Origin of the sequence: Parafrankia colletiae (genome assembly GCF_001854655.1) — a bacterium.
GTDB lineage: Bacteria > Actinomycetota > Actinomycetes > Frankiales > Frankiaceae > Parafrankia > Parafrankia colletiae.
Genome location: NZ_MBLM01000152.1, coordinates 336,310 through 355,730, shown reverse-complemented (window position 1 = coordinate 355,730; position 19,421 = coordinate 336,310). Strand labels below are relative to the sequence as shown.

The 19,421-nt window shown below is 70.2% G+C and carries 18 protein-coding genes and 1 pseudogene; 4 read left to right on the top strand and 15 right to left on the bottom strand.

Annotated features, from left to right (window positions below; genetic code table 11):
* The 6 genes from CC117_RS28320 to CC117_RS39440 form a co-directional block, all read right to left on the bottom strand.
* Positions 1 to 634: methylmalonyl-CoA mutase family protein (locus CC117_RS28320; protein ID WP_241830489.1), on the bottom strand; the 634-nt coding region annotated here is incomplete at its 3' end.
* A 566-nt stretch (positions 635 to 1,200) separates the two neighbouring features.
* Complete coding sequence (locus tag CC117_RS28315) at positions 1,201 to 1,851, bottom strand: hypothetical protein (RefSeq protein ID WP_071089491.1); 651 nt, start codon at positions 1,849 to 1,851, stop codon at positions 1,201 to 1,203.
* Positions 1,852 to 2,006: 155 nt separating this feature from the next.
* The gene (locus tag CC117_RS28310; RefSeq protein ID WP_084132942.1) at positions 2,007 to 2,465 is read right to left on the bottom strand and encodes an STAS domain-containing protein; all 459 of its coding nucleotides are present in this window, start codon (positions 2,463 to 2,465) and stop codon (positions 2,007 to 2,009) included.
* A gap of 898 nt (positions 2,466 to 3,363) precedes the next feature.
* Entirely contained in the window at positions 3,364 to 3,795 is a 432-nt protein-coding gene (locus CC117_RS28305; protein ID WP_084132930.1) for a hypothetical protein, read from the bottom strand.
* On the bottom strand, positions 3,789 to 5,456 hold the full coding sequence (locus CC117_RS28300; RefSeq protein ID WP_071089488.1) for an AMP-binding protein: 1,668 nt from the start codon (positions 5,454 to 5,456) through the stop codon (positions 3,789 to 3,791). Before CC117_RS28300 ends, CC117_RS28305 begins: the two co-directional genes overlap by 7 nt.
* A gap of 62 nt (positions 5,457 to 5,518) precedes the next feature.
* On the bottom strand, positions 5,519 to 6,535 hold the full coding sequence (locus CC117_RS39440) for a GNAT family N-acetyltransferase (protein WP_084132928.1): 1,017 nt from the start codon (positions 6,533 to 6,535) through the stop codon (positions 5,519 to 5,521).
* Between the two features lie 854 nt (positions 6,536 to 7,389).
* Between CC117_RS39440 and CC117_RS28290 the strand changes: the two genes are divergently transcribed.
* Positions 7,390 to 8,043, top strand: a complete 654-nt coding sequence (locus tag CC117_RS28290; protein WP_131803148.1) for a hypothetical protein — start codon at positions 7,390 to 7,392, stop codon at positions 8,041 to 8,043.
* Between the two features lie 58 nt (positions 8,044 to 8,101).
* Here the strand turns inward: CC117_RS28290 and murA are convergent, their stop codons facing one another.
* Complete coding sequence (murA, locus tag CC117_RS28285) at positions 8,102 to 9,379, bottom strand: UDP-N-acetylglucosamine 1-carboxyvinyltransferase (RefSeq protein ID WP_198542012.1); 1,278 nt, start codon at positions 9,377 to 9,379, stop codon at positions 8,102 to 8,104.
* Between the two features lie 664 nt (positions 9,380 to 10,043).
* Positions 10,044 to 10,474 (bottom strand): annotated as a pseudogene (locus CC117_RS28280) (NUDIX hydrolase).
* A 35-nt stretch (positions 10,475 to 10,509) separates the two neighbouring features.
* On the opposite strand from CC117_RS28280, the gene CC117_RS28275 reads away from it, so the two are divergent.
* The 3 genes from CC117_RS28275 to CC117_RS28265 are packed head-to-tail and all read left to right on the top strand — an operon-like array spanning position 10,510 to position 13,039.
* Positions 10,510 to 11,490, top strand: coding sequence for a hypothetical protein (locus tag CC117_RS28275; RefSeq protein WP_071089483.1), 981 nt, complete (start codon positions 10,510 to 10,512; stop codon positions 11,488 to 11,490).
* Positions 11,491 to 11,496: 6 nt separating this feature from the next.
* Positions 11,497 to 12,462: a hypothetical protein gene (locus CC117_RS28270; protein WP_071089480.1), complete on the top strand. Its 966-nt coding sequence runs from the start codon at positions 11,497 to 11,499 to the stop codon at positions 12,460 to 12,462.
* A gap of 4 nt (positions 12,463 to 12,466) precedes the next feature.
* Positions 12,467 to 13,039, top strand: a complete 573-nt coding sequence (locus tag CC117_RS28265; RefSeq protein ID WP_071089477.1) for a cob(I)yrinic acid a,c-diamide adenosyltransferase — start codon at positions 12,467 to 12,469, stop codon at positions 13,037 to 13,039.
* Between the two features lie 163 nt (positions 13,040 to 13,202).
* On the opposite strand, the gene CC117_RS28260 is transcribed toward CC117_RS28265, so the two are convergent.
* The 7 genes from CC117_RS28260 to CC117_RS28230 form a co-directional block, all read right to left on the bottom strand.
* The gene (locus tag CC117_RS28260; RefSeq protein ID WP_071089474.1) at positions 13,203 to 13,460 is read right to left on the bottom strand and encodes a F0F1 ATP synthase subunit epsilon; all 258 of its coding nucleotides are present in this window, start codon (positions 13,458 to 13,460) and stop codon (positions 13,203 to 13,205) included.
* Positions 13,460 to 14,899 (bottom strand): F0F1 ATP synthase subunit beta, encoded by a 1,440-nt coding sequence (gene atpD, locus CC117_RS28255; protein ID WP_071089471.1) that lies wholly within the window; start codon positions 14,897 to 14,899, stop codon positions 13,460 to 13,462. The genes CC117_RS28260 and atpD overlap by 1 nt, the downstream gene beginning before the upstream one ends.
* 92 nt (positions 14,900 to 14,991) lie before the next feature.
* Positions 14,992 to 15,888 (bottom strand): F0F1 ATP synthase subunit gamma, encoded by an 897-nt coding sequence (locus tag CC117_RS28250; RefSeq protein ID WP_071089468.1) that lies wholly within the window; start codon positions 15,886 to 15,888, stop codon positions 14,992 to 14,994.
* A 3-nt stretch (positions 15,889 to 15,891) separates the two neighbouring features.
* Positions 15,892 to 17,553 (bottom strand): F0F1 ATP synthase subunit alpha, encoded by a 1,662-nt coding sequence (gene atpA, locus CC117_RS28245; protein WP_071089465.1) that lies wholly within the window; start codon positions 17,551 to 17,553, stop codon positions 15,892 to 15,894.
* Between the two features lie 111 nt (positions 17,554 to 17,664).
* A complete protein-coding gene (locus CC117_RS28240) occupies positions 17,665 to 18,507 on the bottom strand; it encodes a F0F1 ATP synthase subunit delta (protein ID WP_071089463.1) in 843 nt (280 codons plus the stop codon).
* Positions 18,508 to 18,509: 2 nt separating this feature from the next.
* Positions 18,510 to 19,088 (bottom strand): F0F1 ATP synthase subunit B, encoded by a 579-nt coding sequence (locus CC117_RS28235; protein ID WP_071089460.1) that lies wholly within the window; start codon positions 19,086 to 19,088, stop codon positions 18,510 to 18,512.
* 13 nt (positions 19,089 to 19,101) lie between these two features.
* Positions 19,102 to 19,356: an ATP synthase subunit c family protein gene (locus CC117_RS28230; RefSeq protein ID WP_018639310.1), complete on the bottom strand. Its 255-nt coding sequence runs from the start codon at positions 19,354 to 19,356 to the stop codon at positions 19,102 to 19,104.
* Between the last annotated feature and the right edge of the window lie 65 nt (positions 19,357 to 19,421).

Genomic DNA, 19,421 nt, shown 5'->3' with positions numbered 1-19,421 from the left:
GCCCCATCCGCTCCGCCGGCACCTGCCCCGACGCCACCACCGCATCCAACACCGCGATCACCGTGCACAACGAATACGCCAGCTCCTGCACCGGCGTCGCCCCCGCCTCCTGCAGGTGATAACTACAGATGTTGATCGGGTTCCACCGCGGAACCTCCGTCACCGTGTACGCCACCAGATCCGTGACCAGACGCAACGACGGCCCCGGCGGAAACACATACGTCCCCCGCGACAGATACTCCTTCACAATGTCGTTCTGYGTCGTCCCCGTCAGCTCACCCGGCGCRGCCCCCTGCTCCTCCGCCACCACCTGATACAACGCCAACAACCACATCGCCGTCGCGTTGATCGTCATCGACGTGTTCATCTTCGCCAACGGAATCTCATCGAACAACGCCCGCATATCACCCAGATGCGCGACCGGCACCCCTACCTTGCCGACCTCACCCCGCGCCAGCACATGATCAGGGTCATACCCCGTCTGCGTCGGCAGATCAAAAGCCACCGACAACCCCGTCTGCCCCTTCGCCAGATTCCGCCGATACAACGCATTACTCTCCACCGGACTCGAATGACCCGCATACGTCCGGATAATCCACGGCCGATCCCGCTCCGGCAGGGCACTGTCCGTCATCGCCGTCTCCTCGCGCTCCGTGCGGCCCGGGGGTGCCCGCGAACCAGCGACCACAGGTGGCTGCACCAGTAGTCGAGAACGTGCATGGCCTGCGCCAGCGCATCGTCGTGTGGTGGTCACCTTCGCCGGACCGGGGCAGGGACGCTGTTCGCCGCATCTCCAGCCGTCGGCGACCGGAGCAGAGTAACGGCCGGAGCCCCTCGGGCGCCTGGGATGTGAGCGTCCCGACTCCCGGCCGGACGCCCCCCGGTCACCCCTCGGACGTCCGGCGGTCACGGCCCGGACGCCGCCCACTCACGGACCGGACCTCCGCACGGCACCGGAAGGACGCCTGCTGGACAGCCCCGCGACACCCGTCCGGCACTGTGGCGACATCCACCGGACAGCCGCCGTTCACCCGTCCGACCGGCCCACCTGACTGACCGACGAAGGTGCCCGGCGGACAGCGCAGGACGCTCCCCGGGACGCGCCCGGGATGCCCGCCGGGCGGCGCGGACGGCACGGAGATGCGGTTCGAGCCCGATCTGATCGGAACGGGCCTGTCCGCGGCGAGAGGCCGGGCCTCGTCAGCTCGCGGCGCAGGAGCTGGGACCGCCCCACACGGTTCGCAGGACAGCGGGGATCTTCGTGCACGCCTGGGGCCCGTTGTCGACGAGCGTCCAGGGCTCGCTGCGGACACGCTTCCAGACGTGCGGGTTGGGGGCCTCGGCTCCGGAGACGCCGGCGATCTCGGTCATCCCGACAGCCCAGAACTCGTCCTGCTGGACGTCCACGCCGCGGACCGCGCCGTAGAACAGCGTGTTCTCGGTGATTTTGACGTCCGCGAGGACAGGTGCCGCCGCGCCCGTGCGGTCGCGGACCTCGTAGGCGGCAAGCCAGCGCAACGGCTCCCGCAACGCCTCCCGCTCGCCGGGCTGCAGGCTGAGGGAGAGCGCGTCACCGACAGCGACCCGGGGGTTCTGGGAGTCCCAGGGGATGGTCGGCGGCGTGGGCTGCCGCAGGATCGGGTTGTCAGGCTGCTCGGTGGCGGTGGTGCCGGCCGGAGCCGAGGTGTCGGAGGCCCAGGCGAGGCCTAGGACCACGCCGAGCACCACCGCGACGACGAACGACCCGGCGACGAGGACAGACCGGTTCTGCTGGGCCCATGTCGCGGCGCCGGCTCCGGCCACGCGGCCACTGGCTGGGTTCACCCCTGCGGGCACCTCCACGTCCAGCATGTCTGTGTCTGCCCTCCACCATGCCACGGCCCGGCCTGATTATCGGGAAAGCATGCCCTATGGCGCTTCGGCGTCCGCCGATGGGCATACCTCGATCACTCAATGTTCGCTGCCGGTCGTTCCTGGTGACGAATTTCACGGCCGCTCCGCACGGGTCAGGCCACGCCGCCGACCACGGCCGGACCGGGTCCGGGCGACCGGCGCCCCGCCTGCGTTCCGGCCGGTCCACCGGCATCGGCCGCAGGGCGGACCCGGAGCAGCYGGCCCAGACGGTCCACCGCGAGCAGCGGCCACAGCGCCGCGGAGACGTCCAGCAGGACCAGTGAGCGGCCGATCGACCGTGCCCGGCGGGCTCCGCCGAGCAGCACTCCGACGCCGGCATGGTCCGTGAGCTCCAGGCCTCCGACGTTCACGTGCAGCGGGCCCCGGCCCGCGTCGATCGCGGCGTGGAGAAGGGTCCGCAGCTCGCCGACGGACCGGACGTCCACCGTGCCGACGATCCGCAGTGTCTGGCTCCCGCCGGATTCGGCCAGTTCCGCGCCGACCGCCCGCACCCGGTCAGGCTGCCGACCCGACCCCCGGCCCGGCTCCGCGCCCGGCGCGCGGCCCGACATCGGGTGCGGCTCCCGGGCCGGCCTCCGCACCGATCGCGCCGTGCGCGTCACCTGTGCCGTCGACACCACGTCCACTGTGGCCTCCGATCCGCCTTGCGTCGGCTGCCCGAGGCCTGTCGCGTCGGGGCCCGCCGTTGGGCACCTGCAGCTGCGGTCGAGACGCCTGCCACCACGCCGACGTCCGATCACAGGAGTGGGCCACGCGCAGCCCACCCAAGCGGATGATCTCACCAAAGTCGCCCATATGTTCCGTTTGACCGGTCCATCCGCCCGATGCGGGCCCAAGTGCCCGCTCCCTGGGCGTCTGCGGTGCGACCATGGGCTCTCCAACGACGAACCTCAGTCCTGGGCGGAACGGCCCAGCGGCAGGTCCGGCAACCCAGGGGATGCTCGGGAGACCACTGCGCTCGGATTCCCCTACGGACCGACCCTGGTGCTCCTCGCCGTCGGCGCACTCGTGATCGCCACACGCTTCATGTCGGCGTCCGCGCCGGCCGGGAGCGGGGTCGCGGTCGATGACCTGCCGGACGAGCCAGGGATCAGGCAGGCCAGGCGGGGGCGATGGACAGAACGGGTCCCGTGGAGGACTTCGGGCTGCTCGCACCGGTCTCCACGGCGTCGGAGACGCGGGCCGCACAGCTGCGGGCGTTGCTGGGCGCCCAGGGGCGTCCGTGCCACCCTGGGGCAGGCCAGCCCTCCCCCGGCCCTGCCCGTGTCGTCCGACGGGGGCTCAGGGGACAGCCAGCCGCAACGCCCGCCCGCGCCGCAGCGGGCGACGTCGCGATCGCAGTCCATTGGCCGTTGACGTACTTCCGCAACTCGCTTCGGACCTGAACACTCAGTGGGGGTCCACCGCATAGCGGGCGACCGATCCGTTTCGATTCATCCGTGACGCTTCTCAGGGATAGCTGTAGGTCGCTACGCGCGGCTGCAGTGGCCCGAAGAAGGTGATGATGGACTCTATGAGGCTGCCGTCAGCGGTCCACTCGACTATGTCGGTGCCGACGAGGGCGACCGTTCCGGCCCCGTTACGAAGCTCCCACCCGAACCGTGCGTAACCGTGATGCAGGTCGAGCTCGGTGACCCGCACGGGCGTGAGGCCTGGGTACTGGGCCTGGATCGCCCCGAGCAGTTCGGATACCGAAGGCGTGCCCTCGACGGCCGACAACGGGTTGATGTACGAGACGTCCGGTACGCAGCATGCGTCGAGCGTCTGCTGGCGGCGGGCAGGTTTTCCGTCAGTCCACGCGGAAAGCAGGAGTTCCACCAGTTCCGCGGCCCGTTCCAGGCCGATGGCACTTTCCGCCGGGGTGGCAGTCTGCTCTACCATCCGAGCCTCCGCGCCGTCTCGGATCGTTGCARCTTCCCGGACGGCGTCTTCGGGATACTGCCCGGTGGCAGGATGACGACGTCGTGGGGTGTGATTCCCAGGACGTCACGTACCCGTTCAAGAACAGCTTGGCGCACCTCGTCCGTGCGCTCCGACCGGCTCTCGGCGGCCACGGCGAGCGCTTCGCCACCGAGCGGGCCGGGGCGGCGGACCGCGCAGGCGACGACGTTACCCGCCCGTACCCCCGGCACCTGGGCCGCGATGCGTTCGACCTCGTCGGGATAGACGTTGCGGCCGCCGATGATGATGATGTCCTTGCGACGTCCGGTCACGACCAGTTCCCCGTCTGCCAGATAGCCGAGGTCACCGGTCAGCAGCCAGCCTTCCGGCGTGATCGCCGCTTCGGTTGCCGCCRTGTCGCCGTGGTATCCGGCGGTCACCGAGGTGCCTCGGATCCTGATCTCGCCGACCCGGCGATCCGGTAGCGGCGCGCCGGTCTCCGGGTCGACGACCGCGACCTCCAGGCCGTCGACCGGTGAACCGAGCAGCGGCATCCGCCGGGGGCGCCCCCGCTGCAGCTCATCGCCGGACACCGGCCTGGCGACACCGGCCTTCTCCAGGTCGTCGCCGTCGACGAGGTCACAGCGCAACCCACGCCCCTGCGGCGTGAGGGTGACCGCGACGGTGGCCTCCGCCAGACCGTACGCGGGCAGCACGACCCCGGGGTCCGCTCCGTGCCGAGCCGCCGCGGCGGCGAACGCGTCCATCGCATCCGGGTCAACCGCCTCGCCACCCACCAGCGCCAGCCGCAGTGACGAGAGATCAAGAGCAGGCCCGGCGGCGAGCAGCTTCGCGGCGAGTGCGTAGGCGGAGTTCGGGCCGACGGTGGTGGTCGCCCTGTACCGGGCGATCTGGCGCATCCAGCCCCCCGGGTTGGCCAGATAGTCGACCGGGCTGGAGAGCACGGTGTCGCAGGCGCCGCAGCTCATCGGCAGGATGAGRCCGCCGACAAGGCCCATGTCGTGGGAGAGCGGCAGCCAGGAGAACATCCGGCCGTGCACCTGGCTGTGGCCGTTGGCCCTCTTGATGGCCTCGACGTTCGCGGCAAGGTTCGCGTGGCTGATCCGGACTGTCTTCGGCCGGTCCGTCGTCCCGCTGGTGAGCTGCAGGATCGCGGCACTCTCCTCGGCGACCGGAGGCGGATGCCACCGCCGCCCGGCAGCGCCGCGAGCAGCCGCCGTCGCTGTGTCCAGGGCGGCGTCAAGCTCCACAACGGTTCGTCCGGGGCCGGACAGGGCGTCGATCGCCTCGGTCCAGGGCGACCCCACCAGCACCACCGGTGTACCCAGGGAGTCGATGCGCCGACCCGTCTCGGCCAGATAGCCGGCGGTGTCCATGGTGCGGGCCGGGGTGGGCGCGAAGGTGACACTGGCGCCCGTCAACCACCCGGCCAGCGCCGCCGTGACCGCCGGCCGGGAGGTCAGGGCAAGAACCACCAGCGGACGTGGGCCCACCCCGAGACGGTGCAGGTGAGCCGCGAGCGCGGACGCATCGTCGTACAGCTCGGCCCAGGTCATCCGCTGGTGGCCGCCGGGCGTGAGGAACGTGACCGACCCGCGGTCCTTCGCGGCGCGCTCGATGGCGTCAATGAGGTATGCCACGTGGCTGGTCCTTCCAAGAGTCGGGAGGCAACTCCGCCGTGCTGTCGAGACGTGTGGACCGATCAGCTCTCCGTCGAACCGTCCACCCGATCCGCGTCTCGTCCGTGCAGCGAGGCCAACGGCTCGTCTCGGTAGAGCGCGAGGATCACGCGATCCCAGTACCGTCCTCGGTAGTAGTCATGATCAATCAGTCGACCTTCCAACCGAAGCCGGTCACCGACGGCACTCCCRAACTGCTCGAGGTTGAACTCGGGAAGCTCGAAGTAGAGCTTCCTGAAGGGGTAGACGTCGAACAGATACTGGGTGAAGAGCACGACCGGCTCTATCGCGATACCAGAGCCGGAATAGCGGCCAGCCATGGCCGCGCCCACATAGGCGTGYCCCAGCCCGAGATCGGGGTTGTAGCAGATGACGTTGCCAGCCGGCTCCCCGGTCTGCAGCGACTCCACGAGAAACTGGACGATCATTCCCGGCCAGAGTTCCTGCTCGAACTGGGCATAGCTGGGGACGGAGCCACGGTACCGCCACCGGAACCCCACATCGGGCGACACTGCCAGCTCGTAAAGGAACGGGTGGGCTGGGGGCAGGACCGGCGCCAGACGAAAGAACCGGCCAGCGCGCTGCGGTGGTTGTAGTGCGCCCGGGAGCTCCCGGGAACTGTCGACGACCGACAGCCGCGGGTCCACCGGCAGCAGAGGCTGCCGGGCACTCTGCGGTGCCGCAGGCGACCCCATGGGCTGGACCGGCCCGAGCAGCGAAGATGATCCGTGGGGACCGGGCGAACCGATGCGGCCCGAAGCACGAAGGGAGCCGGAGGGAAGGTCGACCGGCGGGCCGGGCTCCATGCCACCGCTGGCCGCAGCCCGGTAGCAGGAATAGAGGTCGCCAAGCGTGCCAACCGAAAGCCAGTCCCGCTCCTGCAGCTCCACACCCATCTCGGCGAGCAACGCATACACCTCGAGCATGGAATAGGAGTCCAGGCCCAGGTCGGCGCCAAGCCGCGCGCCGAAGTCGGCGTTACCGAACCGATCGGACACGGATTTGGACAGCCGATCAGCGAACTCATCCGCAGAGATCATAAACCCTCAGTATGCATGGTCACCAGGAGTCAATTGACCGGCGAAGTGGACAGAAGTTAACACCCGTCGACACTGGCCTGCGCCGTCGGGGACACCAGGAACTTTAGCGTCCCCCGCACAGCCGGTCATCCGATCCGGGTACGGATTACAAGTTTCCGTAGACCCGGGCCGCGGCGTGGGAGACGAGTGTTCGGATGCCCGGGATCCCGAAAATCACACAGTGTGGATACCGCACGAGTCAGGCAGTTGTCGGCATCGCGGCGATGGCGGCTCCACACCAACGCTCCACAGGCCTTCCACCTGCGAGTCCACAACCAGCCCCCTTGGCTGGCCATTTCCCATAGGCGTCTGGCAAGCCGACCGACTCGGTCGTCTCGCGCCGGACCGGTCACACTCTGTACTGCGGGTTCGGCAATCCCGCGCTGGATCGGCCAGCTGGCGCGCCGAGATGTGTCCTGGGTCTCAGCCCCTGACACCGGGCRCCACGGGTACCCCGCTCCGTCCGTCCGTCCGTGCGTTCCGTCCCGACATCGCGTCCGCCGCAGCCTCCGATCCGCCGTGCGCTGRCTGCCCGGGACCTGTCGTCGGGGCCTGCCGTTGGGCACCTGCGGCCGCGGTCGGGGACGTCGACGGCCACGTCGACACCCGCCCCCAGGAGCGGCCACGCGCAGCTCATTCGAACGAGTGATCCCATCAAAGCCGCCCATATGTTCCGTTTGACCGGCCCAGTCGGCGAATGTGGGCACAAGTGCCCGCCGGATCGCCGTTCGCAGTGCGACCATGGGCTCTTCAGCGACGAACCTCAGCCCTGGGCGGGACGCCCAGGCGCAGGTCCGGCAACACAGGGGGTGCTCGTGGAGACCACCGCGCTCGGATTCCTCTATGGACCGACCCTGGTTCTCCTCGCCGTCGGCGCACTCGTGATCGCCACGCGTTTCATGTCGGCGTCCGCGCCGGCCGGGAGCGGGGTCGCGGTCGATGACCTGCCGGACGAGCCAGGTGGACCAGACAGGACCCGCGGGCCGTACGAGCCCGACCGGTACGGCTCGAGCTGGTACGGGCCGGACGAGCCGGCCTGGCCAGGCAGCCCTGCCCGGCAGAGCAGGCCGACTCCGAACCGGAGGGCGGACTGGATGACGGGCATGACGGGCATGACGGGCGCGGCCGACGTGACCGGCGGGACCGACATCACCGATATCTCGCCTGCCACCGGCGCAACCGACGTCCTCGGCGCGACGGAGCGAACGGGCGCCGCCGAGGACTTCGGGTTGCTCGTGCCCGTTGCTACGGCGCCGGAGGCACGGGCAGCGCAGCTGCGGGCGCTGCTGGGCGACCAGGGTGTCCGTGCCACCCTCGGCCAGGCTGGCCCCCCTGCTCCCCCGCCCGAGGCGCCGGGCGCGGGTTCAGGTGACGGCCGCGCGCCGCGCGTGCCCGCGCCGCAGCGCAGGCACGTCCTGGTCTTCGCCGACGACCTGGCCCGCGCCCGGCGCATCCTGCGGCTGACATAAGACCGGCTGCCGCCCCGGACGCCGCCCGCCGTCCGAGCGCCCGGGGTGGCAGCGGCCGTCAGGCGGCGGCGACCTCGGACGGTTCGCGGCGAATCCGGGCGCCCAGTCCGGTGAGCGTCTCCACGAACCGGGCGTAGCCCCGGTCGATGTGGTGGACGTCCCGGACCTCTGTCGTGCCCTCGGCGACCAGCCCGGCGAGGACCAGCGCCGCGCCGGCCCGGACGTCCGAGGCCAGCACCGAGTCACCCACCAGCCGCGGCGTGGGGCGGACGACCACGTGGTGGCCGTCCGTGCGCAGGTCCGCACCGAGTTTGTGCAGCTCCCGACAGAAGACGAACCTGCTGTCGAACACGTTCTCGGTGATCAGCGAGGTGCCCTCACTGATCGCTTCCAGCGCGATCACCTGCGGCAGCAGATCCGTCGGGAAGCCCGGGTAGGGCAGCGTGACGACGTCGATCGACCGCGGACGACCCTCCGCCCTGACCCGGAAGCCGTCCGGGCCGAGCTCCACCGACGCCCCGGCGGCGGTGAGCTTCTCCAGCACGATCCCCAGATGCTCGGCGCGACCGTGGCGGATCATCACGTCCCCACCGGTCATCAACGCGCCGATCGCCCAGGTGCCGGCGACGATCCGGTCCGGGACCGTCCGGTGCACCACCGGACGCAGCCCTTCGACCCCGTCAACGACCAGCGTCGACGTGCCGGCACCATCGATCCGCGCGCCCATCGCCGTGAGCAGCGCGCACAGGTCCGCGATCTCCGGCTCCTGCGCCGCGTTGTCGATCACCGTGGTGCCCTTGGCCAGCACACCGGCCATCACCAGGTTCTCGGTCGCCCCCACGCTCGGGAAGTCGAGCCAGATCGACGCCCCCTGCAGACGCCCGGACGAACGCGCCACCAGCACTCCGGCCTCGACGTCCACGACCGCGCCCAGCTTCGCCAGGCCGTTCATGTGGATGTCGAGCGCCCGCGCGCCGATCGCGTCCCCACCGGGCAGCGCCACCCGGGCCTCGCCGCAGCGCGCGACCAGCGGCCCCAGGATCGCCACCGAAGCCCGGATCCGGCGCACCAGGTCCGCGTCGGCGGTCGACTCGACCGTGTCGGGCACGTCGATGACGACCTGCCCCTCGTCCCGGTCATGCCGCGTGTCGGCACCGAGGCCACGTAGGACGTCCGCCATCACGGACACGTCAAGGATGTCCGGCACCGCCTCCAGGGTGGTGCGGCCGGGCGCGAGCAGGCTCGCCGCCATCAGCTTGAGCACCGAGTTCTTCGCGCCCGGAACGGCGACCTCGCCGGCCAGCCTGGTCCCGCCTGTCACGACGAAGCGCTCCACGGGCACCGATGCTAGGTGCTCCAGGGTGGATCTTCAGAACAACCCCGAGATTGGGCGGTCCAGACCACACCCAGACCGCGGCCGGCCAGCGGCCAGCGGCCAGCGGCCAGCGGCCAGCGGCCAGCGGCCAGCGGCCAGCGGCCAGCGGCCAGCGGCCAGCGGCCAGCGGCCAGCGGCCAGCGGCCAGCGGCCAGCGGCCAGCGGCCAGCGGCCAGCGGCCAGCGCGGAGATGATCGCGGCCCGAGCCGCAGTTTGCATCCTGAAATCTGACACTGCGACCATTCTTTCGCCGCAGGCGAAGGTGTTCCGTTTGCGAGCATAGAGAGCTCTTGGTACCTACCCCCGAACACCTCTTGACAGCATATAAAATTCCCGTCCCGCAAGCCTTCGATCCCCGCTTTCACGAAGAGACACAGAAAGCCATTTTGTCTCCGCCACCGAGACCCCCCACCCTTGAAAGGGTCAGAAGAAGCGCTGGTCAGAGATCTGTCGACCCCCACAAGCCCCGACAACGGTGGAGAAACAGCCCCCTGGAGGACCCCCGCCGCTACACCCACACCCCGATATCCGGCACAGAAATAACCTAATTCAGGGCCGGCAGCCCCGACGCCCAATCGTCCGCCGAACTGAACAGCGCGGACCGTTTTCAGACGCCGCCGTCACCTCAGCCGGATGTCATCAGGTGAACGCCGTCATGATGGCGCAGCACCGGCTCCCGCCCGCCGGCCAGCGCATCGGTCACCCGCACAGCGAAAGCGGGCACCGACCGCTGCACGATCTCGTCGACAGCCAGCCACTCGACGGCAGTGGCCTCCTCCGTCTCGGTCGCCGGCACCGCCTCGGCCACGGCGACCCGGCACAGGAACACCAGCGCCACGGCCGCCCGCGGCAGATTCAGATAGATCCCGGTGAGGCGCACCGGTTCGACCACGATCCCCGTCTCCTCGCGAACCTCACGGATGAGTGCCTGTAGAAGGTCTCTCCCTGCTCCAGGACCCCGCCGGGAATCTGCCATGCCCCGTTGTCCCGCCGCCGGATGCAGAGGAGGAGACCATCGTCGCTGCGTACCACACCGGCTACGCTCACGGAATGCATGCGAGGAACTTACCAATTGCTATCAAGCAACCTCGATGACTGCAGTGCTCGTAGCGCGTCTCAGCACCCTGCCCCGCGAAACGGATGCCTCCTACGGCGTCCAGGCCCGCGCCCTGCTCGGGGATCCGRCAGCCACCGACGAGGCCCTCGCTGACGTACTGGCCGACCTGAGCCATCCGGAGCAGATCAGGTTCAATGCCTTCTACTGCCTGCAGGCCCGCGCCTGGCGCCGGCGGGACCATCGTTCGCACCGGGCGAATGTCGACCGCCACCAGGCGGAGTTCGGCACGCATCCGATGTTCTACTTCATGCAGGCTGAGTACTACTCCTCCCTCGACGGCGAGCCCGCGAACCGGCAGGCAGCGCTGACCTTCGCGCTGGAGGCCGTCCGGCAGCTGCCGTCGATCCCGGGCGTGCTGAACCTCGCGGCCACGATCATCGCCGACCATCACGAGGCCGACGCCGACGCCGACGCTCGCCTGCTGCTGGAGGGCGAGCGGCTGGTCCGGCAGGCGATTGCACTGAGCCACGGCAGCTATCCGCGCTATCACGCCACGCACGCACGCATCGCCACCCTTCGCGGCGCGTACGGTGCGGCGCGGGCGAGCATCTCGCGAGCGATCGAGGAGGAAGACAGCTCCAGCACCGAGTACGCGCTTCGCATCGGCGACTACCAGCTGATCCGCGCGCGCATCCAGTACGCCCAGCAGGCCGAGGCGCTCCGCGCCGGTCAGGAGGAGGCAACCACGGAACTGCGGCGGATCCGGACCCAGATTCTCGAGATCATGGGGCTCCTGGCAGCGGTGATCGCCTTCATCACCACCGGCGCCAACATCGCGGCCGGCCAGCCGCCGGGCCCCGCCGCCGGCCTGCTCACCACGGCCGGCGGCGTGACCCTACTGATCTTCTGGGGCTTCCACGTCCTGATCATCGGCGGCGGAGGAACCCGGCGTCTACTACCACTGGTACTCGGGGCGATACTCCTCGGAGTCGGACTCGGACTGGCGGGAAGGTGACCGGGGATGCGCGTCATGGTGGCGAAGAGCTGGTCCCGCAAGGCCTGCAACGAGGATGCTGTCGGCTCTCGCGCCGACGGGGCGTGGGTCATCGACGGGGCGTCGGCTCTGGAGCCCGGGCCGCTCGTCGAGGGCCTGCCCGGCGCCGCCTGGGTGAGTTCGGTCGCCAGCAGCTTCCTCACCGACGTCGACTGGGACGGGCTGACGCTCACGGACGTCCTGGCGGACCTCATCGGTCATCTGATCGAACGCGGCCGGCGGGCCGGGCTGACCGAGGCGGGTACGAGCCGCTCGTCCGGATTTCCCACCGCCGCGATCTCGGTCGTCCGGCAGCGCGCTGACGTGCTGGAACTCTGCCTGCTCGGGGACGCGCCCGTGGTGTTCACCGGTGCCGGCCCCGACGGCCCCGACCGCCCCGACAGCCCCGATTCCCGCCTCGGCGCCGGGACGGGGCCGAGGGTGTTCACCGACCCGCAGTACGACTGCGTCGAACAGGAGCTGCTGAGCACGGTACGGGCGGATCTCGACCGAGGCGACAGTCCGGCCACAGCGTACGGACGGATCCACGCGACCCTGCTGGATCACCGTGCGCGACGCAACACCGAAGCCGGATCCTGGATTCTGGGCGACGTCCCGGAGGCCGCCCGCCACGCGCGGAGCCTGAGCGTCCCGCTGACCGGCGCCGGGGACGTCCTGATCTGCTCGGACGGCTTCGGCCGCCTGGTCGAGCCGTTCGGGCTTGTGGACGGCTACGGCGCCCTGCTGGCGGCGGTCCGCGCGGGCGCGGCCGAGCACCTGGTGGCCCGGCTGCGGGAGGCGGAGCTCGCGGACCCCGGCCGCGTCCGGCACCCGAGGTTCGGCGTCAGCGACGACGCGAGCGTCGTGCACACCGTCCTCGAACCGGTCGGCCCGGCAGGCGGCCAGGCGAAGGGCACAACCGCAGGCACCTGCGCAGCCGCCCCCCTACAGTGACGGCATGGCGGTGCACCTGACCCGGATCTACACGCGGACCGGCGACGACGGAACGACGGCCCTGGGTGACATGTCGCGGGTGCCGAAGACCTCGGCGCGGCTCGCCGCCTACGCCGACGTCGACGAGACGAACGCGGCGATCGGCGTGGCGCTCGCGCTGGGCGAGGTCGGCGCGGACGTCCGAGCGACCTTGGCCCAGGTGCAGAACGACCTGTTCGATGTCGGCGCCGATCTGTGTTCTCCGGTGGTCGCCGAGCCGCGGTACCCACCGTTGCGGATCACCGACGTCTATGTCGACCGGTTGGAAGAGGCGTGCGACCGGTACAACGAGGCGCTGCCGAAGCTGAACTCGTTCATCCTGCCTGGTGGTACTCCGGCGGCGGCGCTGCTGCATGTGGCGCGGACGGTGGCTCGGCGGGCCGAGCGGTCCTGCTGGGCGCTGCTCGAGACGGAGCCGGAGACCACGAACCCGCTGCCCGCCCGCTATCTGAACCGGCTGTCCGACCTGCTGTTCATTCTCTCCCGGGTCGCGAACCCGGACGGCGACGTGCTGTGGAAGCCGGGCGCCGGCGGCTGAGCCGGGCGCCGGCGGCTGGGTCTGGCGCCGGTAGCAGCGTCCGACCGGCGGCGCGAACCGGCCACCCGAGCTCGGACATGACGCTGGCCCGGTCCGGAGGCTGACAGACACAGCTGTCAGCCTCCGGAACCGGGCCAGGAGAAGCACCAGGTGGCGAACCAGGTCAGGCGATCGTCGCGCTCTCGGCGAGGATGCTGACGCCTTCCTTGGTGACCGAGAGGAAGCCGCCGTCGACACCGGCGGAGATCTCCTGCGAGCCGACCTTCACGCGGACGGTCTGGTCACGAACCAGCACCGCCAGCATCGGGACGTGGCCCGGCAGGACACCGATGTCACCTTCGACGGTCCGGGCGACGACCATGTCGGCGTCGCCGGACCACACCTCCTGCTCGGGCGAGACGATCGCCACCCGCATCGGCATTACAGGTTCTCCGCGTTCTTCTCGGCGTCCTCGATCCCGCCGCACATGAAGAACGCCTGCTCGGGCAGGTGGTCGTAGTCGCCCTGGGTGAGCCGGCGGAACGACTCGATCGTCTCCTCGAGGGGGACGAACTTGCCGGGGATGCCGGTGAACTGCTCCGCCACGAAGAACGGCTGGGACAGGAACCGCTGGATCCGGCGAGCCCGGTTGACGAGGATCTTGTCCTCTTCGGAGAGCTCGTCGATGCCGAGGATGGCGATGATGTCCTGCAGGTCCTTGTAGCGCTGCAGGATCCGCTGCACCTCGCGGGCGGTGTCGTAGTGCGCCTGGCCGATGTAGCGCGGGTCCAGGATCCGGGAGTTCGAGTCGAGCGGGCTCACGGCCGGGTAGATACCGAGGTCGGAGATCGCACGGTCGAGCACCGTGTTGGCGTCGAGGTGGGTGAACGTCGTCGCCGGGGCCGGGTCGGTCAGGTCGTCGGCGGGAACGTAGATCGCCTGCAGCGAGGTGATCGAGTGACCCCGGGTCGAGGTGATCCGCTCCTGCAGGGCGCCCATCTCGTCGGCGAGGGTCGGCTGGTAACCGACGGCGCTGGGCATCCGGCCGAGCAGCGTCGACACCTCGGAGCCGGCCTGGGTGAACCGGAAGATGTTGTCGATGAACAGGAGCACGTCCTGCTTCTGCACGTCCCGGAAGTACTCGGCCATGGTGAGGGCGCCGAGGGCGACCCGCAACCGGGTGCCGGGCGGCTCGTCCATCTGGCCGAAGACCAGCGCGGTGTCGTCGATGACGCCGGCCTCGGTCATCTCCAGGAACAGGTCGTTGCCCTCGCGGGTGCGCTCGCCGACACCGGCGAACACCGATACACCGCCGAACTCCTTGGCGACCCGGCGGATCATCTCCTGGATGATGACGGTCTTGCCGACACCGGCACCGCCCATGAGGCCGATCTTGCCGCCTCGTACGTACGGGGCGAGCAGGTCGATGACCTTGATGCCGGTGGTGAACATCTCGGTCTTCGACTCGAGCTGGTCGAAGGTCGGCGCCGAGCGGTGGATCGGCCAGTAGGTGCCGGCGTCCACGCTCTCGACGTCGAGCGGCTTGCCGAGCACGTTGAACACGTGGCCCTTGGTGGCGTCCCCGACGGGCACCGAGATCGGCGCGCCGGTGTCGCGGACCGGGGCACCCCGCACGAGGCCGTCCGTCTGCTGCATGGAGATGGCGCGGACGGTGTTGTCCCCGATGTGCTGGGCGACCTCGAGGGTGAGGACCGCGGTCTGGCCGTCGATGGTGCGCTCGACGTGCAGGGCGGTGTAGATCTCGGGCAGTTCGTCGGGGGCGAACTCGACGTCGACGACCGGTCCGATGACTCGGGCGACTCGGCCGATCCCCGGAGTCCGGCCCTCCGCCGTGGCCGGCGAGCTGGTGGTGACGGTCATGGCGTCCTCGGTTTCACTGTCGTTGCCCGCCGCCGCGGGCTTCGGGCTTGACGTTCTGCGGTGTCGACGGGCCGGAGTCTCACCCCTGCCCCCTAGTTGCTCGACGCCAGAGCGTTCGCGCCACCCACGATCTCGGAGATCTCCTGGGTGATCGCGTCCTGGCGTGCGCGGTTCGCGGCGCGGGTGTAGGTCTTGGCCAGTTCCTCGGCGTTGTCCGTCGCCGACTTCATCGCGCGCTGGCGTGCCGCGGACTCGGAGGCCGCCGCCTCCAGCAGCGCTGCGTAGAGGCGGCTCTCGACGTACCGCGGGAGCAGCGCGTCGAGCACGGCCTCGGCCGACGGCTCGAACTCGTAGTTCGGCAACGGGCCGCCGGGCGGCGGCTCGTCGTGCTCGCGCAGCACCATCGGGAGCAGCCGGTGCGCCGCCGGGGTCTGGGTCATCGCGCTGATGTACTCGGTGAAGACGAGGTGGATCTCGTCGACGCCGCCCTCTTCGGTCGGGGTGGTGAACGCCTGAATCAGAGCGTCCGCCACCTCCTTGGCGTTGGCGTACGTCGGCTGCTCGGTGAAGCCGGTGTACTCGCCGGCGAGCGTCCGGCCGCGGAAGCGGTAGTAGCCCACCGCCTTGCGACCGACCGCGTAGAGCAGCGGCTCCTTGCCCTCCTCGCGCAGCAGCTCGACCAGCTCCCCGGCGCGCTTCAGCGCGTTGGAGCTGTAGCCGCCGGCCAGGCCGCGGTCACTGGTGACGATGACCACGGCCGCGCGGGTCGGCGTCGGGCGCTCGGTGGTGAGGGGATGGGTGATCGTCGTCTGGGACGCCACGGCGGTGATCACTCGCGTGATCTCCTCCGCGTACGGCCGGGACGCGGTGACCCGCGCCCTGGCCTTGGCGATCCGCGAGGCGGCGATCAGTTCCATCGCCTTGGTGATCTTCTTGGTCGAGTTGACCGTCTTGATGCGCCGCCGGTACTCGCGAAGCTGGCCCGCCATGGGTCAGCGGCCCGTGGTCTCGGAGGACGACTTCTGGCGGTGGACGGCGATCTCCTCGCGCTCGACCGCGGACGGGTCGAGGGCGTCGGGAGTGGCCTCGTTCACCAGCTGGGTGCCGTCCGACAGCGTGAACTGCTGCTTGAACTCGGCGATCGCCGACTCCAGCGACCCGATCGTGTCGTCACCGAGCTTGCCGGTGTTGACGATCGTGTCGTACACGCCGCTGTGGACCCGCCCGACGAAGTCGAGGAACTCGGCCTCGAAGCGGCGGATGTCCGCAACCGGAACGTCGTCCAGCCTGCCGGTGGTGCCGGCCCAGATGGAGACGACCTGGCGCTCGACGGCGAACGGCTTGTTCTGCGGCTGCTTGAGCAGCTCGACCAGCCGGGCACCGCGGGCGAGCTGGTCACGCGACGCCTTGTCCAGGTCGGAACCGAAGGCCGAGAAGGCCTCCAGCTCGCGGTACTGGGCGAGGTCGAGGCGCAGGCGGCCGGCGACCGACTTCATCGCCTTGACCTGGGCGCTGCCGCCGACCCGGGAGACCGAGGTACCGACGTTGATCGCCGGCCGGACACCCTGGTTGAACAGGTCGGACTCGAGGAAGATCTGACCGTCGGTGATCGAGATGACGTTCGTCGGGATGTAGGCCGAGATGTCGTTGGCCTTCGTCTCGATGATCGGCAGCCCGGTCAGCGACCCGCCGCCCAGCTCGTCGGAGAGCTTCGCGCAGCGCTCGAGCAGACGGGAGTGCAGGTAGAAGACGTCACCCGGGTAGGCCTCACGGCCCGGCGGGCGGCGCAGCAGCAGCGAGATGGCCCGGTAGGCCTCCGCCTGCTTGGAGAGGTCGTCGAAGACCACCAGCGAGTGCTGGCCGTTGTACATCCAGTGCTGCCCGATGGCGGAGCCGGTGTAGGCGGCGATGTACTTGAAGCCGGCCGGCTCGTCCGCCGGGGCGGCGACGATGGTCGTGTAGGCCAGCGCGCCGGCTTCCTCAAGGGTGTTGACGACCTCGCGGATCGTCGACTTCTTCTGGCCGATGGCGACGTAGACGCACTTGACCTGCTTCTTCGGGTCGCCAGACAGCCAGTTGTCACGCTGGTTGATGATCGCGTCGATCGCGACCGTCGTCTTGCCGGTCTGCCGGTCGCCGATGATCAGCTGACGCTGACCCCGGCCGATGGCGGTCATCGCGTCGATGGCCTTGATGCCGGTCTGGAGGGGCTCCTTCACCGGCTGGCGCTCGACCACCGACGGCGCCTGCAGTTCCAGGGCGCGGGTGCCCTCGGCGACGATCTCACCGAGGCCGTCGATCGGGCGGCCCAGCGGGTCGACGACCCGGCCGAGGAAGCCGTCGCCCACCGGGACGGCGAGGATCTCGCCGGTCCGGCGGACCTCCTGGCCCTCCTCGATGTGCTCGGCCTCGCCGAGGATGACGCAGCCGATCTCGCCGACCTCGAGGTTCAGGGCCAGGCCCAGCACGCCGCCGTGGAACTCCAGCAGCTCGTTGGTCATGGTGTGCGGAAGGCCCTCGACCCGGGCGATCCCGTCACCGGTCACGACGACGCGGCCGACCTCCTCCCGGTCACCGGAGGTGGCCTGGAAGGAGTCGACGTACTCCCGGAGGGCGTCGCGGATCTCCTCCGGCCGGATGGACAGCTCAGTCATCGCGTTGGTCCTTCATGGCTGGCGTGGATCTGGTCATCGGTCGTCACTGCCGTGCCCTGCACCCGTGCTGGCCCCGGGCCCGGCTTACGCTCACCCATCGTGCGTCCGGGCCTAACGGGTCAGCCCGCGGCGGGCCGCGGCGAGCCGGCGCAGGACCGTGCCATCGACGACCTCGTCACCCACCCGCACGGACAGACCACCGAGAACGGACGGGTCGAGGTCGATCTGGAGCTGGATCTGGCGGCCGAAGAAGCGGCTGATCGCCGCCTTCAGCCTGGCGGTCTGGTCGTCGTCGAGCACGGTCGCGGTCCTGACGACAGCGACCACCCGCCCACGGCGGGCGGCCGCGAGCCGGCTCAGGCTCTCCAGCCGCCGCTCGATGTCCCCCTGGGAGGGGTCCGCGGTCGTCTGCTGAGCCAGCCGGACGGTCACCGGGTGGGCGCGGCCGGCCAGCAGCCGGTCCACCAGGGCGACCTTCGCCGACGCCGGCGCGGCCGGGTCGGTGAGCGCGAGCGAGAGCTGCGGGTTCTGGCCCAGGATGCGGCCGAACCGGAACAGCTCGTCCTCCACCTCGTCGAGGACGTCCGCGGCCTCGGCCTCGGCCAGCGTGGCCTCGACCGCGAGCTCCTCCAGCGCGAGGCGGAGGTCGACCGGCCGCGACCAGCGGCCTGCGACTGCCGCCGACACCACCGCGAGGGACCCCTGGCCGATCTGCGTCCCGAACAGGCGACCGACCAGACCCACCCGCGACTGCGGCGGCGCACCGGGATCGGTGAGGGCGCGCCGCACCGTCGGTTCACGGCCGATCAGTGCCGCGACGGCGCCGAGGTCATCGGCGACCCGCCGCGCGTCGGGCGAGGCCGCCGGGCTGGTCACGGTGCCGATCGGCACCGCCGTCACCTGGTCGAGGACCGACCGGGCGGCGGCAAGTGACTGCCGGCTGGCTCCCTCCATCGTCAGACTCCCGGCCCGGCCGGGGCGACCGCCGGACGCGGCGCCTCGTCGAGGCCCGCGATGAAGTCATCGACGAGCTGACGCTGACGCGCGTCGCTCTGGAGCTCGTGCCCGACGATGCGGGTGGCGAGCTCAAGCGCGATCTCACCGATCTCACGGCGGATCGAGGCGACGACCTGGGCCCGTTCGGCCACCAGCGCGGCGTCGGCCCGCTCCTTGATCTCGGAGACCTCCTGCTGTGCCTGCGAGCGCAGTTCCTCGACTATCTGCCGCCCCTGGGCCTGCGCGTCCTCTCGGATGCGGGCGGCCTCCGTACGGGCTTCAGCGAGCTGGGAGCGGTACTGCTCAAGCAGGGCCTTGGCCTCACGCTCCGCAACTTCGGCGCGGTTGAGGCCACCCTCGATACGGTCGGCCCGCTCCGCATAGGTCCTGCGGATCTGGGGATAGATTTTCCAGAAGAAGAAGCCGACGAGCAGGCCGAAGGCCAGCAGGCCAACGATCAGCTCGGCGAGYGGCGGCATGAGGACGCTGTCCTCGTGCTCCGCGCCCTCTTCGGCGGCAAGGATGAGTGTCTGCAGCACCAGGCGCTCCGGCTCAGGTGAAGACGAACGGCACGACGAAGCCGATGAGGGCCAGCGCCTCGACGACGGCGAAGCCGATCAGCATGTATCGGAAGGCCACCTGCTCGGCCTCGGGCTGGCGAGCGATCGCCTGCACACCCAGACCGAAGATGATGCCGACGCCGATGCCGGGACCAAGGGTGGCGATGCCGTAGGCCACCGTCCCGATGTTGCCGCTGATGGCGTCATCAGCGGCAAGCAACGCGGAGGACGCCGCGGAGAGAGACATCGTTCAGATCCGTCCTTCTTGTGGTCGATRCACCGAGGGGCTCTCCCACGGTGCGCGTGGGCGGT